Raw genomic sequence first — 19,932 nt, 5'->3', positions numbered from 1 at the left:
TTGACGAACACCTGTTGAAATGAAGCCGAAATGAGCTACTACAGCCAAATAAGACTTTTACGATTCGTTAGATTTTGAAAGTGCCGCTAATGAGCCCAATAAGAGCTGTACAGTTCGTTAGAATTTAGGTGCGTGCTATCCAGAACTAATTACTACGCATAAATCCTGAGCGCGACCAAATGTCCAGTGTAACTAGTAAGTTCAAACAACACCAAGGAGGGATCGTTATGGCTGACTTATCCATTAATCTGGCAGGTATTCGATCACCCAATCCATTCTGGCTGGCTTCTGCACCACCAACCAATACGGGATATCAGGTCCAGCGTGCGTTCGAGGCGGGCTGGGGTGGTGCGGTGTGGAAGACACTGGGTGAGCCAATTATCAATACATCCTCGCGTTTCGCGGCGGTCCATTTTGGTGGGCAACGGGTGGCGGGGTTTAATAATATTGAATTGATATCCGATCGTCCGCTGGAAGTGAATCTGCGGGAGATCGCCGAGACCAAGAAACGCTTCCCGGACCGTGCGGTTATCGCTTCACTGATGGTGGAACCTACGCGGGAGAAGTGGCATGAGATTGTGAAAAAGGTGGAGGCTGTCGGTGTGGACGGCCTGGAGCTGAACTTTGGTTGCCCGCATGGCATGGCCGAACGTGGTATGGGAGCCGCCTCCGGTCAGCAACCTGACCTGGTCGAACTCCAGACGATGTGGGTGAAGGAAGTGGCGACCACACCGGTGATCGTGAAACTCACGCCGAATATCACGGATATTACGGCGACTGCCCGGGCAGCTGTCCGCGGTGGCGCAGATGCGATCTCCCTGATCAATACAATTAACTCTCTGGCAGGTGTGGATCTGGATTCGTGGAATACCGTGCCCCATGTGGGCGGCAAAGGAGCACATGGTGGATACTGTGGCCCAGCTGTGAAGCCAATTGCACTGAACATGGTTGCGGAGTGTGCACGTAATCCGGAGGTGGGTGTGCCGATCTCTGGCATAGGCGGCATATCTGATTGGCGGGATACCGCAGAGTTTCTGCTCATGGGCGCTACAGGGGTTCAGGTATGTACCGCAGCGATGCATCATGGATTCCGTATTGTGGAGGAAATGATTGATGGGCTGAACGATTATCTGGATGAAAAGGGTCTGAGCAGTGTAGCAGAACTGGTAGGTCAGACGGTTCCACGTTACTCGGATTGGGGCAATCTCGATCTGAACTACAAAGTGGTCGCCCGCATCAACCGCGATGTCTGCATCAATTGCAACAAATGCCATATTGCTTGTGAGGACACCTCGCATCAGTGTATTGATATGTTGACCGACCCGTCCGGATCCTATCTGGAAGTGGTGGAAGAGGACTGTGTTGGCTGTAATCTGTGTTCGATCGTTTGCCCGGTGGATGGGGCGATTGAGATGGTTGAACTTGTACCTGAGCAGGAACCTGTAACCTGGAATGAACGGCAGTCTGCGATTGCGATGTTGCAATCGGTTAGAGATCAATCAACCAAGGAGGCGATATCATGAGTACCCGCAAATTGATTCGTAACGGTGTGTTGGTCACAGCGTCAGATACCTTTGAAGCAGATATTTTGATCGAAAAGGGTAAAATCACACAGATTGGCATCGGACTGATGCCTGACGAACGAACGGAGGTTGTAGATGCAGCGGGCTGTTACGTCATTCCGGGCGGGATCGACCCGCATACGCATCTGGATATGCCCTTCGGTGGAACGGTAACGGCGGATGATTTTGCGACGGGAACGACAGCAGCAGCTTTTGGCGGTACAACAACGATCATTGATTTTTGTCTGACACAAAAAGGCCGTCCATTAATCGAATCTCTCCAGGAGTGGCATGCCAAAGCCGAGGGTAAAGCTACCATCGACTACGGTTTCCATCTCATGATTGGCGAGATGAATGATCAGGTGTTAGAAGAGCTGCCGCAGATCATTGAAGAAGAGGGTGTGTCATCCTTCAAGGTGTTCATGGCGTATAAAAACCAGTTTCAGGCCGATGACGGGATTCTCTTCCAGACGTTGCAAAAGGCAAAAGAGTACGGCGCACTCGTCATGGTTCATGCCGAGAACGGGGATGTCATTGACCTGCTGGTTCGACAGGCGCTCGCCGAAGGGCGCACGGAGCCGATTCATCATGCGCTGACTCGTCCATCCATGTTGGAGGGAGAAGCGACAGGCCGTGCGGCGCGTCTGGCTGCACTTGCGGATTCACAGCTGTATGTGGTGCACGTGACCTGTGCAGAAGCAGTGGAGCAAATTGCGCGTATGCGTGAAATGGGCTACCGGATCTGGGGGGAGACCTGTCCTCAGTATTTGACACTGGATCAATCGATCATGGATCAGCCGGACTTTGAGGGTGCAAAGTATGTTTGGTCACCTCCGCTGCGGGAAGTAGCGCATCAGGAAGTGTTGTGGAATGCATTGAAAAGTGGTCAGTTGCAGACGATTGGCTCCGATCATTGCTCGTTTAATTTCAAGGGGCAGAAGGACTTGGGCAAGGATGATTTTAGCAAAATTCCAAACGGGGGGCCTGTCATCGAAGATCGTCTCAGCATTCTGTATTCCGAAGGTGTAGTCAAAGGAAGGATCACACTGAATCAGTGGGTTGATCTATGTTCGACAAGAGCGAGCAAGTTATTTGGACTATTTCCGCAGAAAGGGACTCTCGCTGTCGGGACAGACGCGGATATCGTTATTTTTGACCCCTCTGTAAACAGGGTGATCTCGGCAGATACGCATCATATGAACGTGGATTACAGTGCATTTGAAGGTATGCAGGTACAGGGATGTCCGGTGACGGTGTTGTGTCGCGGGGGGGATGTCATTCGAGATCGGCAGTATACCGGAACAGCAGGGGCAGGCCAATATGTGAAGCGCAACAAGTATGATGCAGGCGCGCCCATACCGATGAAACATCCTGTGACGGCAGTGAATGGAGGGAGAAGCTGATGTCGGATCATGATGTGTTTGAGACCGAGAGGATCGCCATAGAGCGAATGGTTGCACAGGGTTATCGGATCTATGCGGTACGGGAACATCTGGAGGGTGCTCACGTCATATGGGGGCACCCGGATCTTCCCGAAGAGAAACAAGAGCAATACGTAGGCACGGCGTCTGGACGGAAGTGGTTCAGTCACATCTTGATTCGCCAGCTTCAGGAGCAACGGGGAGCGTAGACCATACTGAAGCTCTTCATGCGATCGGGCCGTGTACGTACTCATAGGCATAGAGTGCAAGTTCGATCGCTACCCGCTTCTCCGGGAGGATATAGTCTTCTCCCAAAAGGGCTTCGATTTTGTCCAAACGGTGATACAGCGTCTGTCTGACAATATATAGAGCGGTGGCCGTCTCTTGCTTAGAGCAGCACAGGACCAAATATTGCTTGAGCGTGCGTAGCAGCTGACCTCCTTTCTCTACATCGTAACGAATGAGAGGGCCCAGATATTCTTCAATGAAATCATCCAGATTGCCACTTTGTTTCATACTGGCGATGATGCGATAACAATGAAGATTACTGTAAAAGGGCTGTTGCATCTCGCCGATGTCCTTCTGAATTCGCAGTGTCTCCTTTGCTGATTCCAGACTATCCTTGAGACGGGAGAGGTCTGCGCAGTTATGACTGATACCGATCAGGCCTGAGAAGAGGCAGTGGGTCTGTTCCTGCTCGTGCTGCTGCAGCTGTTTGATGCAGCGCCAGAGACTGCTTTTGCGCTGAGATCCAGGTAGTGGGTCGAGAATGATAAGAATGATCTGGTGGTTCAGAACGGTGCTGTAGAGGGTGAAGTTCTCCCGAGCAAATACCGACCGGGCGACGATGTTACGTTGGATCAACAACTTCTGAAGTCTGAGGCTATCTGTGTATGCTGGATTGCTGTCGAATAAAATAATAGTGGCTTTGCTCGTTGCGAGAAGGGGATTAACGGTAGATATATATTCATGGATTTCCTTCGTGGAGTGGTGTCCGTTAAGCCAATCAATGACCCACATATCTTCTTTGTAGCGGCGTTTCTCTTCCATGTATTTGGTTCGCATCCAGTCCTGAGCAATCGCGGCCGCGCATCGTTCCAGTGCGTGAATGACGAATTCATCCGAAGGTTTGATCGGTATGCTTGAATCTTGATCCGTCAGCTTTTGATGCATCAGCACAAGGTCGGCAAAGGTGTAGTCCAACGCCTGAACAGGCATGCTGATCACATCCAATGTGTTATCTGACAGCTGCATTAAATTCGGAATATCCTCCTCCGCCAAATGTTCCCGCTGCAAAAACCAATCCTGCCGACGAGTCTCCAGCTGCTCTGGAGGGCAGTAGGGAACGGCACTTGCTTCCCCTTCAAGTGGATATAACGCCACAGCACATCCGGTTGTTCGTGACAATAATCGAAGCAGAGGTTGTACGCCATCTCCATTCAGAAGAAGTTGGTTAAAGGAGGTGGTGAGACTATCGAGTTCAGCGATCATCCGCTGATGACTGCGAATCAAGGTGAAATGCAAGTCTTGCGTAATATCGATATAACGGACTTGTTCGTGAAACCAGATCAACGGAAAATCAGCTGCTACTGCAATTTCTTTCATAGCCCCGAGCTGTAACTTGGTGTGATTCCCCAGTTCCATACAGAGTCCGGCAGCCCCACGTGCAATTAACTGACGCAGAAAAGACAGACCTTGCTGCTCACCTTCCTGCCAGCCAATGCCTGTTGTCAGCACCAATTCCCCGCCATTGAGCAAGTCCCCCACCTCAGGAACTTCCATGATATGAACCCAGCGAACATACCGCTCCAATGCACGATCACTGGCCAGAACTTCCGCCTTGCGAAATACGGGACGTTTTAACATGTCTCTGATCTGAATATGAAGCATTGTCTCCCCCACACAACCACCATCCTTCCCCAATCACATGTGATCTATCTGGAGTCTGGAATCCGTCAACTTGCATAATTAATCCATATTATAAGTCTATTTACAGCCGATGAGCTGAAATCTAACGTTCATTTGTTTCAAATGACAAATGGAACTGTGCTTTTTGTGATTTTGATTAAAATAAAGAATTTATATGTCAGTCTATGTCTCATGTGAATTTTCATCAGCATTTTGCATAATTCGATTCCAATCGCTCACGGGTACAAGATATAGACGAATAGAATCATTTCGATCTATATCTTGCTGATTGGAAGACGCTCATGGGATTTATGCAAAATGCTTAAATAAAAAAAAGCCCCTTAACATCACATCGGAATTCAATCATTCCAATATGCGCTAAGGGGCGAGAAGCTAATATTATAGTCTGTATTTAAGTTGTACTCGAACCGTTACATGAGTACAATCAACGACTTCTTAATCTTCGATTCTTTTCTTTTTAAATTTCATCAGGAACTCATACACAATCGGTACGATAACCAGCGTGAGCAGCGTGGAGCTGATCAGACCACCGATTACGGTAATTCCTAATCCTTTCGAGATGATCCCCGCACTTTCTTCGAGGCCCGTAACCAGTGGCAACAGGGCACCGATAGTTGCGAGAGCGGTCATCAGGATTGGACGCAGACGAGTTGCACCGGCTTCCAGCAAGGCTTCACGGGTAGGCATACCCTCTGTTTCCTTGTGAATAACACGGTCGATCAACACGATAGCGTTGGTGACCACGATCCCGATGAGCATCAGTCCACCCATCATGGCGGAGACGTCGAGCGTACCACCAGCGATGAACAGACCTACCATAATACCAATGACCGTAAATGGCAGGGAGAACAGGATTGCGAATGGTGCCAATCCGCCGCCAAATGTAACAACGAGCACGAAGTATACAATGGCGATGGCCGCCAGCATGGCGAGACCCAGTTGAGTAAAGGTATCATTAATCTGTTCGGTTGTACCGCCGAACTTCACTTCAACGCCATCAGGCAGATCCAGCTTGTCGATCTCAGCCTGTAGGTTACTCGAAGCTTTCGTTACATCCGAAGCCAGGATGTTGGCTGTAACTTGTACAACAACTTTACCATCAATTTGCATGATGGAGTTCGGGGATGTACCTTCTTCCACTTTGGCAACATCTTTGATTGGTACTTCGATGCCAAGCGGTGAAGTGACGGTTTCATCCTCAATCTCTTTAATGCTACTGAATGTTTTGTTGTCTGTCTCTACATATACTTTGTACGTTTTGTTATCAATATCGACTTCCGTAAGCACAGGACGTTCCCGTGCCGGGCTCAGCGTCATCGCCAGTTGGCCTGCAGTCAGGCCCAGGGAACTCAATTTCTCCTGATCTGCCACGAGCGTATACTGCCCGTAGGTGTCAGCAAGTGTTGTATCTGCTTTTTCAAAATTATCCTTATCCGCTTCAACCAGTTTCAGAATTTCATCCGATACAGGTTTGAGTTGCTCTACATTATCGCCATAGATGGAGAGGCTCAGGCCGCTACCACCCAGACCGCCGGACATGTCGAGCTCATTCCAGGTACCTACGGTAACTTCTTTCTTCAGACCTTCTACAAGCTGTTCCTTCACTTTGGTAAAGTCTTTCGTATCTTCGTTATATTCGATATAGAATAGAGCCGAGTTTCCGCCACCGCCACCCATACTGCTCAGTGGGTTCGTGCCGCCGATGGAATATTGCATTTTCTCCAGACCTGGTTGTTCCAGCAACCACTTCTCGGCAACGAGTGCTTCTTTTTCGACATCTTCACGCAAAGCTCCGGTTTGTGGGCTGTACGTAATAGTCACGTATTTATCCTGTTGTTCTGGCAAGAAGCTTGCACCGATGAACGGGTACAGGAACAAACTGCCGACCAGCAAGATCACTGCAATACTGACGGTGATGAGTTTGTGTGAAAGGGTCCAGTTCAGCAGGCGTTTGTAACCTTCCGCCATTTTGCCTGGTTTTTCTTCGTGATTCTGTTTGTTCTTCAACCCTCCACGGAACAGGGTGTGCGCAAGCATCGGCACAATGGTAATGGCAACGATCAGGGATGCCAGCAAAGCGAATACCATGGTCAGTGCAAATGGCGTGAATAACTCACCGACCATACCGCTTACCAATGCCAGTGGCAGGAATACAGCAATCGTTACAATGGTGGAAGAAAGAATTGGAATGAACATCTCGCGCGTTGCTTCACGAACCAGTTCACGGCCTTTCAGTTTCTCACCTTTGAGTGTTAATCTGCGGTAGATGTTCTCGATAACAACGATGGAGTCATCGACAACCCGTCCGATGGCAACCGTCATGGCACCCAGCGTCATCATGTTCAAGGTGATATCCATCATATTGAGCGCAGTCAATGCCATGAGCAAGGAGAGCGGGATCGAGATAATGGAGATAATGGTTGAACGAATATTACGCAGGAAGAGCAGGATGATCAGGATGGCAAACAAGGCGCCAAAAATGGCTTTGCCCAACATCGTGTTCACCGAGTCCTGAATCGGCTTACCTTGGTCAAGCAATACAGTCAAATCAGCATTTTTGAACTGCGATTGCAACTCTTCAGCTTTATCTTTGACTGCGTTAACGACATCAACCGTGTTGGCATCGTTGGATTTTACAATGGAAATACCAATCGATTCCTTGCCGTCTGTCCGGGAAATGGATTCCGCTTGACCGATGACTTCGATCTTGGCAATTTCACTTAATTTCACTGTAGGGATACCAGCTGCGTTGGCAGCACCTGAAGGGCTACCCACACCGGCATTACCACCAGCGGCTTGGTCCGTTCCTTGTGAAGCACCTGGAGCGGTACCTTGACCAGCTTCACCAGTTGGTGCTCCAGAGCCTTGTGGGGCTGCGTTTGAACCATTGCCTACGGAAGCACCGGCACCGCCGGGTACAACTGGAATGGCAAGGTTTTTCAGATCATCGATGTCGATGATGTTGCCATCTACAACAACGGCCTTCTGGGATTTATCCAGTTCAAACAGTCCAAGGGGCACACGAATGGATGAACCTTGAACGATGCCGTTTACCGTATCTTCCGTTAGGCCCAGCTCGGCCATTTTGGCTTGGTCAAACTTCAATTGAACTTCTTTCACATATTGACCGGACACCTGAACCTGAGCTACACCGTCAATGTCTTCGAGTGCAGGCTGAATATCCGATTCAACCAGTCGTGTCAATTGTTCCAGGTCACCGCCGTCCTTGTCGGACAGGCTCAGAGATACAACCGGGAAAGAGTTAATGCTGAACTTGGAAATGGTCGGCTTCTGCACACTGTCAGGCAGTTGAACTTCATTCAGTGCCTCACGAACGGTTGCAGTTGCGTTGGTCAGATCTGTTCCATAATCAAATTCGAGTGTGATCGATGCTGCGTTCTCCATGGAAGTGGAGGTCACCGTCTTCACGCCATCTACATTACGTAGTTTTACTTCCAGCGGCTTCGTGACATCCTCAACAATTCCCTCCGGTGCAGCCCCTGGATCAATGGCAGTGACATTCAGAAACGGTACGTTGATGTTTGGGATTGTCTCTTGTTTCATCGTCAGTCCGCTGTACAGACCTGCAAAAGAGATGATAATTGTCAGAATCCAGATCGCAAACTTGTTGTTCAGTGAAAAATTAATAATACCTTTCATACGATGGTTTCTTCTCCTCTCTGTTTCTCCTGTTTATATGTGTGACGAGTCAGCCTGGATAAACCGGCTATACTTGGCATCCAGACTGTGCTTAAGCTCAGAGTGCAAAGGTTTGATGGCAGATACGCTCTCCAAATTGTGCATCATGCCAAGAATGATGGCACGCCTAGGCGTAAATTCCATCATCTCCTGTCTGAGAATGGCGATGGTTTCAAGCACATCATTCTTTGTTTGCCCTGATGGCAAATCGGAACCAGCGATATCCTGCATTTGCTTAATAATGTGAATGGGATGACGCATCACAGTGGAGTCTGTGTTTGGATCACTATTCCATGCGGGCCAGTCTTCCAACAAAATCAAAGGCGCAGGGCGCTGATCGAGCAATCCGTAAGCTGCATAATCAATCATTTGCAGCATATTGGTTGCCATTTTGGAGACGGTAAGGGAAGGCATTTCCGTAAACCAGATCTTAACGTAGGAGAGGAACAGACCCTGTATGAGTAAAATAAGATCTATCGTATAGGGTTCAATCTCCGGTCCGTACATATCTTCCAGTTTGTCCTTGAAACCGTGTAGTGTAAGGATCTCCAGATCTTTATGCTGCGGGTTGCATTTTTCCTTGCGATGTGGCTCATCATTCATCATCATGCTTTGCATCTGAACACGTAAAAATTCCTTTAGCTCGGACACATGGCCCAGCAGTGTCTCAATCTGTTTGTGTGAACGTTCTCTCGGAGTAAGGTCAGCTTCATGTTCGATCTGGGATAGTTCGTCTATGAGCGTAAATAAGCAGTACTCCATCGTGCTGTCTTCCAATTCCTCTTTGGATTTGAAAATAAGGTAAAGGCTTCCCTTGGACATCCCGCATATCTCTGCAATCTCCTGCATGGAGGTTGCGGCACTGCCTTTTTCCGAGAATAGCTTGAGTGCTGTAGTAATGATGAGTTTTTTCTTCTCATTCATCTCATGTATAGGGTTCATTAACGATACTTTCACCTCATCAGGGAACTTGTGAGTTCTTGAATTGACTTTAGGGTCAAACTTAGTATAAACGATCTGGTTGAAGGAATTCAAATGGGAGTAAATTGGAAAATCAGAGCGGAGAAAAGAGACTGATCAAAGGAAAGAATACACGGCAAGTAACAAGGTACAGCTTGTATGTACGATAGGGATAAGGTATCAAGAATGGATAAGTTAGTTTCCTCCAGTGAAGGCGTACAAGGCGAGTATAATAATGGCGACTAGAGCGATGAGATAGAAGATGGCCATGCCGATCAGAAGGGTATACCCTGTATAAGAGCCCATGTGTGCCAATAATTTTCTCATGATTACGACATCCTTTCTTACGTAGCAAAGTATAAAGAGGTTCCCTATTTATATCATTCCCCAAAAAAAGACGACTTCCTGATCGAAGTCGTCTAATTTATATTACAAGATTTAATAGATATCATAATGGAAGCTAAGAATTACACGATAACGGAGATTGCAGAACCGACTTGAAGAAACGAAGTGTTCGCCTTTATCACCAGATTTATCCCTCTTCAAAGGGAATCAAAGAAATCTGGGGATAACAGCGATCGGAAAGTGGGACTGCAATCGGAGATATAAGAGTGTAATTCAGTTGTTCCGTTACGTGATGAGCTTCAGACCAACGGCTGCCACCAAAATCATCGCGATAAACAGGATACGCTTCGCTTCTTTCCGTTCACCGAACAGGAACATGCCTGTTAACGTACTGCCGACCGTCCCGATCCCCGTCCACACGGCATACGCTGTGCCCATGGGAATGGACGTCATGGCGTAGGACAAGAGCGAGAAGCTGAACACAAACGACACCAGCATAAGTACGATGTATGGCCATCCTTTCTTGGTGGAAGCACCATTAATACCGATTACGCCGAAAATTTCACATATCCCTGCACCTACAATTGCCATCCAAGCCATTATACTGCACCTCCTTTGGCTTCTTGCTGATCCGTAACCAGCTTCAGTCCGATTACGCCGCAGAGCAGCAGCCCGATGAGCAATACTTTGGCCAAGCGGAACGGTTCACCGAACAATACCATTTCCGTAAGGACGGTACCCGCCGTACCAATTCCCGTAAAGACGGCATACACCGTACCCACAGGCAGCCTTTTGGAAGCGGCAATGATCAATCCAAAGCTGATCACGATGGCAATCCCCGTCAAAGTCCACTCCCAACCATTAGAGGCATGTTTCAGCCCACTTACCCAGACAATCTCAATAATTCCACCGATAAATACATATAACCAGTTGCGGTTCATGTTGTTAAATCTCCTTCCGGCACAACGCTGTGTGCCTCGTCGTTCAAATGATGAATGCCATGCCAAAATACAGGCCAGGCTGCTTCCAACCGTCTCTTGTACCGACGGGAACTTCCATAGATAATCTCCACGGTGATACCGTCGAGAAACGTCATAAATGCAATGGCGGCTTGTTCCGCGGGTAGGGGCGGTATATCTTCATTACGCATTGCCCTTTGCAGCAGACGAGTCAGTGCGCGTTCCATACCATCGATAAACGGATACACTTGATCCATCACTTCGCCATACAGAGAAAGGGGTGGGTAAAAACAATTACGCAACATCAAACGAGCCGAAGCATGGGCATTGTATTCTTGTTCGAACCAGATCAGCAAGCCTTTCAGCCTCTGCTCCAATGGCAGATTCGCATGATCGCGGAAATATTCCAGTGTGTGCCGTGTTACCTCGTGAAATGCAAAGTCCAGGGTGTGTAAAAATAAGTCATCCTTGCAGCTGAAATGCGCATATATGGACGGTTTTTTAATCCCGACTTCATCAGCAATAGCTCTCAGAGAAGCTCCCTCATAGCCATCTCTCGCAAAATGGAACAGGGCTGCATCCCGAATGGATTGTGCAGTCATTCAATCACCTTCCTAACGGTCGTTAGGTAATTATATTTCCATACTTTACATCACCTGTCAAGATGAAAATATCCGCCTGCACAGTTGAGTACAGGCGGATATAACAGGTATGGATGTGGTTTCTGATCAAAAGGTCGTAAGACCCAGAATCAGTTGCAACTTATATAGGATACCTTTCAAAAACGTAGTCTTCTCCTGGAACTCATCCAGGTCTAACGTGAACTCGGCATCATTATTATTCCAAATACGCTCAAAATAATTCGCGATATCAAGCGTGAACTTATTGTCTGGAGGTGCAGCAACCCATAGATCATTCTCCAGATTGTAGTCATTCATGTTTCGTGGTGTAAAGTTGGTTGAACCCCCTAGGACAATATGATCTCCGGTTGCTTTGGCAAGATAGATCATCTTGGTATGGTATTGCTCCTTGGTGGTGTTATACCAGCGGATCTGTATTTTACCGTCGGATTTATCATGCAATTCAGCGGCGACAGGACGGTTCGGAATCCCGATCTTTTCCTGACCAAAAGCATTTTCATTTGGATCTAGTACAAGCCGGATCTCGGTTCCTCGTTTTGCCGCTTCCAGCAGGGCTTCCAATACTTTCGGAGAGGCCACATAGAACATGCCCATCCATAAGGTGTCACCTTTGCCAGCTTGATTGATCTCATGGAGTACAGCGTCATTCACTTTGCCTTCAGTTAAATAGCGTATTCGCAAATCTCCCGTGTTTGAATTGGAGGAAGGAGCTGTGTAGGCAGGAACCTTGCCTCCGCCTGAGATGTCGAGAACAGCTTGCTCGGACTGAAGAATATCGCCAATGATTGGACCTGTTACTTCAAATGCAATATTCGAGTGGTAGGCACTCGCATCATGGATATTGCCAGAAGAGACAATCGCTGTCTTCTCACTAACAACAACTTTACGATGATTGGCCTTCACATTGAGCAGCTTGAGATAGGAACGCACAGTGACATCCGGACCATCCGTGGCCATCAGGTTCTTGATCCAGCCATCTCCAGATTGGCCAAACCATTGGAAGAAGGTCCGCCAGACCGCAGAGTATACTGGAGTTGAATCACGCAAAGGGTCCACATCCGTGATGACCACATGAATGCCTGCTTGTTTCATTTGTTCCAGCAACGGATTGGGTGCTGAGTTATAGTTGGTATTTACTTCATCTGTAATGAACCAGATGTCCATATCAGGATGCTGATTTTTTTTGGTGACCAGCGCTTCGGTGAATTCAGTACTCACGGGAGGAAAGTTCTGTCCCTTATGTTGATAATTATTGAACAGGAACATATCCACCAGGACAAACTGCTCTGCTTCCTCCACAATCTGCATCATGCGCTGGAAAATCTGCTGCTCGTGCTCCATCTGTCCGTCGGAGGAAGGATAAGTGAGGTCGTGCAGGAACTCGACTTGATCCACACGGTATTCTGGACTTTCATAGGAAATGCCCGCTGGTAATGGTTTGTAGGTCTGATAGAGCATGACGGCGATGAGCCATAGGACCAATAGGACAAGTCCTGTTCGTATGTATGGAAATTTGCCGCGTGAAGACTTGCGGTCTGATGTATGGCGGCGTAATGAGGCCAACGGTGGACTCCCCCTTCTGTACTTGCTGACTTCTATTACCACACGGATGATAACGTTGACGCAGGAGAACCCGCTAGCATAACGAATGTAGCAGTAAAACGCATATGGCAAAATTGGCATTATGCAATCGACAGGTGTCTGAGCGTTGTGTATAATGAGTGTATTATTTTTGTAGAATGTTAGGGTTTTCATATGCCTGACAAGGACGGGGAACCAATGATATAACCTTTGAAATCTGGACATTTAGGAAAGAAAGTGGGTAATAAGGTGTATTCCATCAAACAAGTCGCTGCCATGCTCGGTATCCCGACGGTGACGCTCCGGGCTTGGGAGAATCGGTATAGTGCGGTCACCCCTGAGCGGACGGAATCGGGTTATCGAATGTATACCGAAGAGAATGTTGCGGATCTGCGCTGGTTGAAAGAACAGGTTGAGCTACATCAGACCAATATTTCGGAAGCGGTACGGATGTTGAAAGTAAACAAATTAAATCCGCCCGAGGCTGTGCCCACGCCGATCATGGCTCCGGTGCCTACGATGGAAGAAGCCTACGCACGCATGGCAGATCAGATCTATGACTCGCTCTACAACTTTCAGGGTGAACGTGCCAATGGTTTGATTGATTTTGGGTTCACCATGTATGGGTATGACTCGATGTTCTATCATGTGTTGGTGCCCATTCTGGTTCGGGTTGGAGATGCATGGGAGCAAGGCAGGGCTTCGGTGGCTCAGGAACACTTCATGACACAGCTGATATCACAGCGCTTTTATCAGTTTTTCCATCTGTTCCCGATCTATCCGCATCTGCCCAAAGTTCTGGCGTTGTGTCCGGAAGGGGAGCACCATCAGGTCGGATTGCTGCTGTTCTCTCTTTTTATGCGCAAAAATGGAGCGGAAGTACTGTATCTCGGTGCGAACACGCCAGAAGAAGGTATCTTCCCGATTATCCGGGAGCAGAAGATCAAGTTGGTCTGCCTGTCGATCACAAGTCCAGGGCTTCTTGTTAAATGTGATCAACTCGTCGAGCGGATTAAAAACGAGTTCCCGCATATTCGCTTTGTACTTGGTGGAAAGGGCTATGAGCGTGCAGAGCATGCGCGTTATCCGCAATGGATTATGCCGGAGAGTTCTGCGGACTGGCAGTCGTGGATGGAGCGTGAATATCTCTCCGAGCGGTCACCTGGTGCACGGTTTGGACAGGCCAATAATTAAACATAATCTCAAATGATATGAATAGGTTAGTGTATAAAGGACATCCTTTGACGAAAGTGATCAAAGGGTGTTTTTTGTGTTTATAAATGGATTACCAGGTATTTTGACCGACGGGTCATTTTTTGGTTTACAAGCTCGTATAATATTTGTATTATATTTGTATAATGTTTTTGCTAGTTACCGCTTAAAGTGTTCTTGGGCGGTTTAATAATAGGTTAGGGGCTAGAGAACTATAGGAATTCCCTACATAGAAAGGTGAGTGGCATGATACCGAATCAACAACGCAAACGTGCAGCTGTCATTGGTGCAGGTCCGGGTGGACTTGCAGCAGCGATGTTATTGTCCGGTCAGGGGTACGAGGTAGATGTGTATGAGAAACAGCCAGTCATCGGGGGGCGTTCTGCCAGATTGGAACTGGGTGAATATCGATTCGACCGCGGTGCTACATTTTTGATGATGCCTCAGCTGATTGAAGAGATGTTCGACGTGGTGGGGCGTAAGTTATCCGATTATGTGCATATGAAAGAGCTAACCCCACTGTACGCACTGAACTTTGGTGATAAGGTGTTCACGCCTTCTCGTAATCGGGAAGATACAGCTGCACAGATTAAGGAATTGTTTCCGGGCAATGAGGACAATTACCTTCGGTTCATGCAAGAAGAAGAAGTGAAGTTTGGCAAAGTCATGCCTCTGCTCCGTCGTCCTTTTGGCAAGTTGACTGACTATCTACGCAAGGATGCGGTAACAGCTCTACCTAAGCTTGATGTCCACAATACAGTCTATGGAATCTTGTCCCGCTATTTTACAGATGAGCGTCTACGCTGGGCATTTACATTCCAATCCAAATACCTTGGCATGTCTGCCTGGGATTGTCCGGGTACCTTTACCATATTATCGTTTATTGAGCATCACTACGGATTGTTCCACCCCATTGGCGGCGTGAATCGGATCTTCCAAGCCATGGCCGATGTCGTGGAAGAACACGGAGGACGCATACATACTTCCACCCCGGTGAAACAGGTCATCGTTCGCAATGGTCGTGCAGAAGGTGTGTTGCTTGAGAACGGTGAACGCATCGAAGCAGACCATGTGGTGGTGAACGCCGACTTTGCACATGCGGTTAACCATCTGTTTGAACCAGGCGTGCTTAAGAAATATACCCCGGAGAAAATGAAACGCAAAAAGTATTCCTGCTCTACAGCAATGCTGTATCTGGGCGTGGATGGTGATGTGGACCTGCCGCATCACTCGATCTATTTTCCCGAGGACTACCGGTTAAACGTTGATGAGATTACAAAGCATAAAATGTTATCAGCCGATCCATCTCTATATATTCATAACCCTTCCAGACTTGATTCGACGCTGGCACCGGAAGGGAAATCTGCTTTGTATATTCTTATGCCTACGCCTAACCTTACCGCAGACATTGATTGGGAGGCAGAACGGGAGAATGTGCAGGAGGCCATGATGAAACGCATGGAAGGCATTCCTGAGCTGGCAGACATACGCAGCCGTATTGAAGAATGTATGCTGTTCACTCCACTTGATTGGGAGAATGAACTGGACGTGTATCGCGGAGCAACGTTTAATATGGCACATAACCTGGGTCAGATGATGTATCTGCGTCCCCATAACCAGTTTGAAGAGTTGAAAAGTGTATGGCTGGTAGGCGGCGGAACACATCCGGGCAGCGGGTTGCCCACGATTTTCGAATCGGCACGGATTAGTGTCAGACTGATTCAGGAAGAGGACGCACGCACACGTTCCAAGCCATCCTCTTATGTGAAGACGGCAGAAGCCAGAGGGCATTCATGAAGCGGGCCGCTATTGTAGGCGCAGGGATTGGCGGACTCACTTCGGCACTGTTATTGAACCGTCAAGGCTGGGATGTCACCGTGTATGAACGGGGTTCCCGCGTTGGCGGACGCATTGGATATGAGCAGGAAGGCGAGTATCGGATCGATCAGGGGCCAACGATCGTACTGCTGCCGGAGATGTTACTTGGCATCATGGAGGAGGCAGGCGTAGATCGTTCGAAGATTGAGTTACTTCGCTGTGATCCGTTATACAGAGTGCATTACCATAGTGGTCGTGTCATGACCAAGATGACCTCACGTGAAGAGCAGACGGCGGAGATTGAACGTTTGTTCCCGGGAGAGAGCCGGGGATTCACACGATTCATGAAAGATATGGACACGTTGTTTCCGGCAGGCCGGGCAGCTTTTCTGGAAAGGGCTTTTCCACGCAAAAGGGATTTCTTCACACCTTCGCTCATGTCCCTCATGGGCAGATTGCGTGCACACAAAAGTGTCCGGAAAGCGGTAGGCGATTATTTTGAGCATGAGGAACTGCTCGATGCATACTCACTGCAAAGTTTATACATTGGTGGATCACCGTTTGGGACGCCAGGTATCTATTCCCTTTTACCTTACGCAGAGCATGAATATGGCATCTGGATGGTCAAAGGTGGATATGCAGCATTGCCAGCCATACTGGAACAGGAACTGATATCACGTGGTGGACGTGTCGTGCTGAATTCGGAAGTGACCGGACTCAAGATTAAAAATGGTGTGTGTGAAGGTATAGAAACGGCAGCAGGCGCAGAAAATGTGGATGCAGTTATCTATAATGGTGATTTCCCCCATCTATCAGGTTTGCTTGGACAATCACGAGAGGTAGCACGTAAAAGAAAACCGTATCGTCCCTCTTCCGGATGTGTATTGCTCTATGTGGGCGTGGACAAAACCTGGGAAGATGCAACGACGCACCAGTTCTTCCTGCCACCGAGTCTTGAAGGCAGTTTGCAGGAAGTGTTCAATCAGCGACGCATTCCGGCAAAGTCCTCATTTTACGTATTTAATCCGGTCGCATTGGATGAAACTGCAGCACCTCAAGGACAGAGTGTATTATATTTCCTCATTCCCGTACCAGATGCCGAAGGTGTCGACTGGGATCAGGAGAGTGAAGCATTGGCAGAACGGGTACTGGAAGAAGCGGAGCAACGTGGATTCCCGGGACTTCGTGCAGCGATCAAGTGGAAAAAGGTACGTACACCCGCTGACGCAGAGCGAGACGGGCTCTATGGGGGCGGAAGCTTTGGTATAGCACCTGTATTGTTCCAGTCCGGTGTATACCGACCGCAACCCAAACCATTCCCTAATATCAAGGGATTATATGCCGCAGGAGCATCTGTACATCCAGGTGGCGGAGTGCCGATTGTAATGCAGAGTGCACGGATGGCCGTCAATCAACTCATGAAGGAGATGGGAACATGAATGAAGCGATTTTGAGCAGGTGTGAAGAGTTGATGCAAAAGGGTTCTTCCTCTTTTTATCAGGCCTTTAGAGGGCTGCCAAGTCCACGTCGGGAAGCGGTATATGTCATTTATGCCTTCTGCCGCATGATTGATGACAGTGTAGACGAGCCGGAACATTCGCCCTATACGATTCACGAGATCCATGATTTGTTTGATCGGTTGGACGACGCGGAAGGACACTTTATCTGGCCAGCACTGAGATGGTTGTTCAGCAGTTTCCCTCATCTGGATAAGGGGCCATTTTTCCGTCAGATGGAAGGGCAGCTCACAGATCTTAAAGTCACGCATTATACAACGATGCAGGAACTGGAGCATTATTGTTATCTGGTGGCCGGAACCGTAGGCGAGATGTTGTTGCCTGTATTGCGGGATGATAACGGCGCGGAAGTAGCCGTGAACGGGATTGCTTTGGGTAAAGGAATGCAGATCGTTAATATTATTCGGGATGTTGGTGAAGATCGGGCCAGAGTGCGTCGGTATGTTCCGCTGGAGATTATGGAGAAGCATGGTTACACCGAGCAGGACTTTGAAGACGGGGTTGTGGACGAACGCTTTATTGCCATTGTTCATGAATTAAAAGCTGCAGCATTGAACTGGTTCCGTATTGGCATGGATCGTCTGGATACGTACCCAACGGAAAGTGCATTTTCCATCGAGCTGGCAGCAGCCTTTTACTCCACCATTCTACACGCGGTTGAACGCAACGATTATGACGTATATACCAAACGGGCATATGTTAGCGATGAATTGAAACTGGAGATGCTGGGTGCGATTGTGAAACGTTACCCGATGCTGGCCTATCAAGCCTCCCGAACGGCGGTATCCTGATGATCCAGTGGCTTTACTGGGCGTGGTATGTCATTGGAGCAACCTTGATGCTAACGATCGGTGTGCCTGACGTATTATCTTTTTCTAATGGTTTATTTCTAATCTTCTACGCATTGTATGTGCTGGATCTGATCTATCAAGGGCGTAATCGGACAGGCCTGTCCGACCAGTCAGTCATCTGGCTGAAACCCGGACTCTGGATATCCTCTGTGATTATCTGGCTTGGAGGTATGGGCGTAGAGTGGGTAGGCGTTCATACGCATTGGCCCTTTGGTGAGTATGCTTACTCAGACTTCTTCGGGATTCATCTGTTCAGTGTGCCAGTTACGCTGGGTTTCGCCTGGATCGCAGTGGTGGGTAACTCGGCGCTGTTAAGTGGCGGTGGTTCAACGTGGACTGGCAGACTGCTTCGAGCAGTGAAGACCGGGTTCTGGGCGATTGTTCTTGATCTGGTACTCGACCCTGTTGCACATGCGAGAGGATTCTGGGAATGGCAGGCTCCAGGTGGTTTCTACGGTGTTCCGTGGACCAATTACATAAGCTGGTTTATCATGGGTGCATTCTTGTCCCTTTTCCTTCCGGCCATGCCTAATGACCGTAGCTCATTGCTGCGTGCAAAATGGTTGTATCAGCTGTTTATTCTTCTGTTCGGCCTGCTTGCTCTAAAGGAAGGGATTACGGGCAGCTTTATCATCGCCATTGCTGGTGTGCTTCTTGCCGAAGGGAGCTGGCTCTATGATTCGCGCCGTAAAATCAAAACCGTTTAATCGTATTTTTGCCTTATACAATCACTATTATCTGCTGCGTCGGCGCTTCCGCTCCTTCACTCTCTCGGGGTCACTCGACCCGCAGGTGGATATCAGGGACAACTCCCCGATTGAACAGACTCGTCCGGTGATCTATTTCATGAACCATAGCTCCTGGTGGGATGGTCTGCTGCTCTATCATGCGGCCAGGCAGACATCGCGGGGTGATCATTATGTGATGATGGAGGAGCAACAGCTTCAGCAATATGCTTTTTTTCGTAAATTGGGTGCGTATTCGATCAATAAGGAGAGTGCGTCCGGTATTCGGACCTCTCTACAGTACACCAGTGAATTATTGGATTCAGGTAAAAGGGTCTGGATTTTTCCCCAAGGAGAAATTCTGCATCAGGAGGCCAGACCAATTCAGTTCCGTCCAGGCATCGGATTGTTGCTTCGTCGTTCTCCGAATGCCATCGCCGTACCGGTAACCTTGTGTCATGGGATGGTCCAGCATGATTTACCGGAAATATCGATGCAGGCGGGCCCAGCTGTGATGGAAGACTGGAAGGCGTTGAAGAGTGAAGAGATTGCCGCCAGACTCGGCCATGTGCTGGAACAGCAGTTAGACGATCATAGATCAGAGCTTATACGGATGGGGCAGGGAAGTTTGCCAGATGCGATTCCACTGATTCGTCATGTACGTTCGACAAGTGAAAAATACGATGCGGCACGAAAGCGGGTGAACCGTTAG

At 48.5% G+C, this 19,932-nt stretch carries 17 protein-coding genes; 9 read left to right on the top strand and 8 right to left on the bottom strand.

The annotated features are described in order from the left end of the window. Positions 1-227 precede the first annotated feature (227 nt). From preA to NST38_RS27965, 3 genes are read left to right on the top strand one after another with little or no spacing between them, the layout of a single operon-like run. Complete coding sequence (preA, locus tag NST38_RS27975) at positions 228-1,523, top strand: NAD-dependent dihydropyrimidine dehydrogenase subunit PreA (RefSeq protein ID WP_076253639.1); 1,296 nt, start codon at positions 228-230, stop codon at positions 1,521-1,523. After that, positions 1,520-2,965, top strand: coding sequence for a dihydropyrimidinase (gene hydA / locus NST38_RS27970; protein WP_341344230.1), 1,446 nt, complete (start codon positions 1,520-1,522; stop codon positions 2,963-2,965). The genes preA and hydA overlap by 4 nt, the downstream gene beginning before the upstream one ends. After that, positions 2,965-3,192, top strand: a complete 228-nt coding sequence (locus tag NST38_RS27965) for a hypothetical protein (RefSeq protein ID WP_047840726.1) — start codon at positions 2,965-2,967, stop codon at positions 3,190-3,192. Before hydA ends, NST38_RS27965 begins: the two co-directional genes overlap by 1 nt. A gap of 16 nt (positions 3,193-3,208) precedes the next feature. Here NST38_RS27965 and NST38_RS27960 read toward each other — a convergent pair whose 3' ends face one another. The 8 genes from NST38_RS27960 to NST38_RS27925 form a co-directional block, all read right to left on the bottom strand. Beyond that, positions 3,209-4,873, bottom strand: a complete 1,665-nt coding sequence (locus tag NST38_RS27960) for a PucR family transcriptional regulator (RefSeq protein ID WP_076253727.1) — start codon at positions 4,871-4,873, stop codon at positions 3,209-3,211. A gap of 474 nt (positions 4,874-5,347) precedes the next feature. Then, positions 5,348-8,572: an efflux RND transporter permease subunit gene (locus NST38_RS27955; RefSeq protein ID WP_076253637.1), complete on the bottom strand. Its 3,225-nt coding sequence runs from the start codon at positions 8,570-8,572 to the stop codon at positions 5,348-5,350. Between the two features lie 33 nt (positions 8,573-8,605). Beyond that, positions 8,606-9,553, bottom strand: coding sequence for a TetR/AcrR family transcriptional regulator (locus NST38_RS27950; protein ID WP_076253636.1), 948 nt, complete (start codon positions 9,551-9,553; stop codon positions 8,606-8,608). A gap of 213 nt (positions 9,554-9,766) precedes the next feature. Next, positions 9,767-9,898, bottom strand: a complete 132-nt coding sequence (locus NST38_RS27945) for a hypothetical protein (RefSeq protein ID WP_256720167.1) — start codon at positions 9,896-9,898, stop codon at positions 9,767-9,769. A gap of 303 nt (positions 9,899-10,201) precedes the next feature. Then, positions 10,202-10,516 (bottom strand): DMT family transporter, encoded by a 315-nt coding sequence (locus tag NST38_RS27940; protein ID WP_017691901.1) that lies wholly within the window; start codon positions 10,514-10,516, stop codon positions 10,202-10,204. Then, positions 10,516-10,857, bottom strand: a complete 342-nt coding sequence (locus NST38_RS27935; protein WP_076253635.1) for a DMT family transporter — start codon at positions 10,855-10,857, stop codon at positions 10,516-10,518. The genes NST38_RS27940 and NST38_RS27935 overlap by 1 nt, the downstream gene beginning before the upstream one ends. Beyond that, positions 10,854-11,477 (bottom strand): TetR/AcrR family transcriptional regulator, encoded by a 624-nt coding sequence (locus NST38_RS27930; protein WP_076253634.1) that lies wholly within the window; start codon positions 11,475-11,477, stop codon positions 10,854-10,856. Before NST38_RS27930 ends, NST38_RS27935 begins: the two co-directional genes overlap by 4 nt. A gap of 126 nt (positions 11,478-11,603) precedes the next feature. After that, complete coding sequence (locus NST38_RS27925; protein WP_076253633.1) at positions 11,604-13,079, bottom strand: phospholipase D family protein; 1,476 nt, start codon at positions 13,077-13,079, stop codon at positions 11,604-11,606. 267 nt (positions 13,080-13,346) lie between these two features. On the opposite strand from NST38_RS27925, the gene NST38_RS27920 reads away from it, so the two are divergent. The 6 genes from NST38_RS27920 (at position 13,347) to NST38_RS27895 (ending at position 19,932) form a co-directional block, all read left to right on the top strand. Next, complete coding sequence (locus NST38_RS27920) at positions 13,347-14,291, top strand: MerR family transcriptional regulator (protein ID WP_036612617.1); 945 nt, start codon at positions 13,347-13,349, stop codon at positions 14,289-14,291. 264 nt (positions 14,292-14,555) lie between these two features. Further along, complete coding sequence (locus tag NST38_RS27915; protein WP_076253632.1) at positions 14,556-16,106, top strand: phytoene desaturase family protein; 1,551 nt, start codon at positions 14,556-14,558, stop codon at positions 16,104-16,106. After that, on the top strand, positions 16,103-17,566 hold the full coding sequence (locus NST38_RS27910) for a phytoene desaturase family protein (protein WP_076253631.1): 1,464 nt from the start codon (positions 16,103-16,105) through the stop codon (positions 17,564-17,566). Before NST38_RS27915 ends, NST38_RS27910 begins: the two co-directional genes overlap by 4 nt. Next, on the top strand, positions 17,563-18,435 hold the full coding sequence (locus NST38_RS27905; RefSeq protein WP_076253630.1) for a phytoene/squalene synthase family protein: 873 nt from the start codon (positions 17,563-17,565) through the stop codon (positions 18,433-18,435). The genes NST38_RS27910 and NST38_RS27905 overlap by 4 nt, the downstream gene beginning before the upstream one ends. After that, positions 18,435-19,202: a carotenoid biosynthesis protein gene (locus tag NST38_RS27900; RefSeq protein ID WP_076253629.1), complete on the top strand. Its 768-nt coding sequence runs from the start codon at positions 18,435-18,437 to the stop codon at positions 19,200-19,202. The genes NST38_RS27905 and NST38_RS27900 overlap by 1 nt, the downstream gene beginning before the upstream one ends. Then, entirely contained in the window at positions 19,171-19,932 is a 762-nt protein-coding gene (locus tag NST38_RS27895; protein ID WP_076253628.1) for a lysophospholipid acyltransferase family protein, read from the top strand. Before NST38_RS27900 ends, NST38_RS27895 begins: the two co-directional genes overlap by 32 nt.

The organism is Paenibacillus sp. FSL H8-0104, from assembly GCF_038050215.1.
GTDB lineage: Bacteria > Bacillota > Bacilli > Paenibacillales > Paenibacillaceae > Paenibacillus > Paenibacillus amylolyticus.
The sequence above is the reverse complement of the archived record's forward strand: the minus strand, read 5'-3'. Positions and strand labels throughout refer to the sequence as shown.

Coding starts and splice junctions, on each gene's coding strand:
- preA (WP_076253639.1), top strand. CDS start 228: ATGGCTGACTTATCCATTAATCTGGCAGGTATTCGATCACCCAATCCA.
- hydA (WP_341344230.1), top strand. CDS start 1,520: ATGAGTACCCGCAAATTGATTCGTAACGGTGTGTTGGTCACAGCGTCA.
- NST38_RS27965 (WP_047840726.1), top strand. CDS start 2,965: ATGTCGGATCATGATGTGTTTGAGACCGAGAGGATCGCCATAGAGCGA.
- NST38_RS27960 (WP_076253727.1), bottom strand. CDS start 4,873: ATGCTTCATATTCAGATCAGAGACATGTTAAAACGTCCCGTATTTCGC.
- NST38_RS27955 (WP_076253637.1), bottom strand. CDS start 8,572: ATGAAAGGTATTATTAATTTTTCACTGAACAACAAGTTTGCGATCTGG.
- NST38_RS27950 (WP_076253636.1), bottom strand. CDS start 9,553: ATGAACCCTATACATGAGATGAATGAGAAGAAAAAACTCATCATTACT.
- NST38_RS27945 (WP_256720167.1), bottom strand. CDS start 9,898: ATGAGAAAATTATTGGCACACATGGGCTCTTATACAGGGTATACCCTT.
- NST38_RS27940 (WP_017691901.1), bottom strand. CDS start 10,516: ATGGCTTGGATGGCAATTGTAGGTGCAGGGATATGTGAAATTTTCGGC.
- NST38_RS27935 (WP_076253635.1), bottom strand. CDS start 10,857: ATGAACCGCAACTGGTTATATGTATTTATCGGTGGAATTATTGAGATT.
- NST38_RS27930 (WP_076253634.1), bottom strand. CDS start 11,477: ATGACTGCACAATCCATTCGGGATGCAGCCCTGTTCCATTTTGCGAGA.
- NST38_RS27915 (WP_076253632.1), top strand. CDS start 14,556: ATGATACCGAATCAACAACGCAAACGTGCAGCTGTCATTGGTGCAGGT.
- NST38_RS27910 (WP_076253631.1), top strand. CDS start 16,103: ATGAAGCGGGCCGCTATTGTAGGCGCAGGGATTGGCGGACTCACTTCG.
- NST38_RS27905 (WP_076253630.1), top strand. CDS start 17,563: ATGAATGAAGCGATTTTGAGCAGGTGTGAAGAGTTGATGCAAAAGGGT.
- NST38_RS27900 (WP_076253629.1), top strand. CDS start 18,435: ATGATCCAGTGGCTTTACTGGGCGTGGTATGTCATTGGAGCAACCTTG.
- NST38_RS27895 (WP_076253628.1), top strand. CDS start 19,171: ATGATTCGCGCCGTAAAATCAAAACCGTTTAATCGTATTTTTGCCTTA.